3 protein-coding genes are annotated in these 3,425 nt (G+C 74.0%); all 3 read left to right on the plus strand.

What is annotated here, in order from left to right; translation table 11 throughout:
• On the plus strand, positions 1-726 hold a 726-nt coding region (locus tag ACIWVC_RS20575; RefSeq protein ID WP_396447025.1), incomplete at its 5' end, for a YdcF family protein.
• Between the two features lie 32 nt (positions 727-758).
• On the plus strand, positions 759-2,033 hold the full coding sequence (locus ACIWVC_RS20580) for a deoxyguanosinetriphosphate triphosphohydrolase (protein ID WP_396447024.1): 1,275 nt from the start codon (positions 759-761) through the stop codon (positions 2,031-2,033).
• A 120-nt stretch (positions 2,034-2,153) separates the two neighbouring features.
• Positions 2,154-3,380, plus strand: coding sequence for an NAD(P)/FAD-dependent oxidoreductase (locus tag ACIWVC_RS20585; RefSeq protein ID WP_396447023.1), 1,227 nt, complete (start codon positions 2,154-2,156; stop codon positions 3,378-3,380).
• Positions 3,381-3,425: the final 45 nt, after the last annotated feature.

A 3,425-nucleotide genomic window follows, 5' to 3' on the forward strand; every position in this document is an offset into this window, starting at 1 on the left:
GCCGGGGAGCGGGACGGCCGCGGGCGGCGCCGCCGGTCGCGGTGGGTCACGGTCCCGGTGAGCGTCGTCGCGGCCCTGCTCGCGATCGCCGTGCTGACCCCGCTGACCGTCGGGGCGCGCGTCTGGTACCAGGCCCGGCAGGACGAGCGCCCCCGCTCGGACGCGATCATCGTGCTGGGCGCCGCGCAGTACAACGGGGTGCCGTCCCCGACGCTCAAGTGGCGGCTGCAGCACGCGCTGGACCTGTACCGCGACGGCGTCGCGCCCGCGATCGTCACCGTCGGCGGCAAGGCCCCCGGCGACAACTACACCGAGGCCGCCGCCGGCCGCACCTGGCTCATCGAGAAGGGCGGCGTCCCCGCGGGCAAGGTCTTCGCCGTGCCCGTCGGGCGGGACACGCTGGAGAGCCTGCGCGCCGCCGGCCGGGAGTTCGACCGGCACCACTGGTCGTCCGCCGTGATCGTCACCGACCCGTGGCACGGGCTGCGGTCGAAGCGGATGGCCGAGGACCAGGGCATCAGGGCGGCCGCCTCCCCGACCCGCAGCGGGCCCAGCGTCCAGACCCGCGGCACGCAGTTCAACTACATCGTGCGGGAGACCGGCGGCTACCTGTCGTACGTGCTGCTGGGCAAGAGCGTCCAGGTGCCGGACGAGACCGCCAAGCGCATTCGCCTTGACCCGTCCGGGACCCCGGCCCCGTCGTCCCCCGCGTCGCCGAGCCGCTGAACCTGATCGTGCCGCTTACCCTGGATAGGGCCATGACGAGCGACAACACCGACGGCTACACCGCGCGCGACCGGCAGCGGTGGGCGCCCGAGCCGGCCAAGCGACGCGACCGGACGGCGTTCGAGCGCGACCGCGCCCGCGTCCTGCACAGCGCCGCGCTGCGGCGGCTGGCCGCCAAGACCCAGGTCGCCTCGCCGGGCGCGGACGCGGCGGCCGACACCGTGCAGAGCCTGCGCACCCGGCTGACCCACTCGCTGGAGTGCGCCCAGGTCGGCCGCGAGCTGGGCAAATCCCTCGGCTGCGACCCCGACCTGGTCGAGACGGCGTGCCTGTCGCACGACATCGGCCACCCGCCGTTCGGCCACAACGGCGAGTACGCGCTGGACATCGTCGCGCGCGACTGCGGCGGCTTCGAGGGCAACGCGCAGAGCCTGCGCGTGCTGACCCGGCTGGAGCCCAAGTCGTTCGCGGCCGACGGCCCGCCCCTGTACGGGCGCAGCGTCGGCCTCAACCTGACGCGCGCCGCGCTCGACGCCGCCATGAAGTACCCGTGGCCGCAGTCCGGCGCGGTGAACGGGAAGTTCGGCGTCTACGACGACGACATGGACGTCGCCGCGTGGATCCGGGACGGCGCGCCCGAGGGCCGGACGTGCTTCGAGGCCCAGGTCATGGACTGGAGCGACGACGTCGCCTACTCCGTGCACGACCTGGAGGACGCGCTGGTCGCCGGGCACGTCGACTTCGTCCGGCTCGCCGACCCCGCCGAGCGCCGGCTCGTCGCCGCCACCGCCGGGAAGCTGTACTGCCCGGACGCCGACCTCGCCGAGCTGGAGGAGCGCTTCGCGGCGCTGCTCGCCGAGCCGTACTGGCCGGACCGCTACGACGGCACGCCGCGCAGCCTCGCCGCGCTGAAGAACCTGACCAGCACGCTGATCGGCCGGTTCTGCCTGGCCGCCGAGGCCGCGACCCGGGCGGCCTACGGCGACCGCCCGCTGACCCGGTACGCCGCCGAGCTGATCGTCCCGCGCGTGCAGCGCCTGGAGAACGCGCTGCTCAAGGGCATCACGGCGCACTACGTGTGGATCAGCCACGAGGAGGTCAGGGCCCGGCAGCGGACGCTGATCACCGAGCTGGCCGAGATGATGCTGGCCGGCGCGCCCGGCACGCTCGACCCCGGCTTCCGGGAGGCGTTCACCGGCGCCGCCGACGACGCCGCCCGGCTGCGCGCCGTCATCGACCAGATCGCCTCGCTGACCGATCTTTCCGCGATGGCCCGGCACCGGATGCTGGCCGCCCGTCCCCGCTGATCGTCGCCCGTACGGGCCGCTCCCAGCGCGTGGACACGCCTGGACGCGCCAGGCGGCGGCTCTTGTCTCGTCACATGGGGCGCTGTAGGGATAGCTACAAGTCATCTACAGGAGGTCGCCATGCCCGAGGAGACGTTCGTCATCGCCGGTGCGAGCCTGGCCGGAGCCAAGGCGGCGGAGACGCTCCGCGAGGAGGGTTTCACGGGCAGACTCCTGCTGATCGGGGACGAGATCGAGCGGCCGTACGAGCGCCCGCCGCTGTCCAAGGGGTTCCTGCTGGACGAGGAGCCCCGCGAGAAGGCGCACGTGCACGAGGCCGACTGGTACGACAAGCACGGCGTGGAGCTGCGGCTCGGCACGTCCGTCGCCGCGATCGACCGGGAGGCGCACCAGGTGCGGCTCTCCACCAAGGAGCCGATCCGCTACGACCGGCTGCTGCTGGCGACCGGCGCGTCCGTGCGGCGCCTGGAGGTCCCCGGCTCCAAGCTGCAGGGCATCTACTACCTGCGCACGATGGCCGACTCGGCGGCGCTGAAGCAGGCGCTCGCGCACGGCGGCCGGCGCGTCGTGGTGGCGGGCGCCGGCTGGATCGGGCTGGAGACGGCCGCCGCCGCCCGCTCGTACGGCAACGAGGTGACGGTCATCGACCCGGAGCCGACGCCGCTGCACGCCGCCATGGGGCCCGAGCTCGGCGGCTTCTTCGCCGACCTGCACCGCGAGCACGGCGTCATCCTGCGGATGGACGACGGCGTGGCCGGGTTCTGGGGCGCCGGGCAGGTGTCGGCGGTGGTCACGTCCGGCGGCGCGGAGGTCCCCGCCGACGTCGTGATCGTCGGCATCGGGGTGCGGCCCAACACCCGGCTCGCGGAGGAGGCCGGGCTGGAGGTCTCCGACGGCGTCCTCGTCGACCAGTCGCTGCGCACGTCCGATCCGGACATCTTCGCCGCCGGGGACGTCGCGAACGCCTTCAACCCGCTGCTCGGCCGCCGGATCCGCGTGGAGCACTGGGCGAACGCGCTGAACGGCGGGCCCGCCGCCGCCCGCGCCATGCTCGGCCAGGACGTCGTCTACGACCGGATCCCGTACTTCTTCAGCGACCAGTACGACCTCGGCATGGAGATGTCCGGCGTCGCGGCGCCGGGGGAGTACGACGAGGTCGTGTACCGGGGCGACCGCGCGGCCCGCGAGTTCATCGCGTTCTGGCTGTCCGGCGGCCGGGTCGTCGCCGGGATGAACGCCAATGTGTGGGACGTGACCGGGGACGTCCAGGCGCTGATCCGCTCCGGGCGCCGGGTCGACGCCGCACGGCTCGCCGACCCGAAGGTGCCGCTGGCCGACCTCGCCTGAACGCCCCTGCCCGAACGCCCCTGCCCGAACGCCCCTGCCCGAACG

The sequence above is a fragment of the Actinomadura sp. genome (assembly GCF_044508335.1).
GTDB lineage: Bacteria > Actinomycetota > Actinomycetes > Streptosporangiales > Streptosporangiaceae > Spirillospora.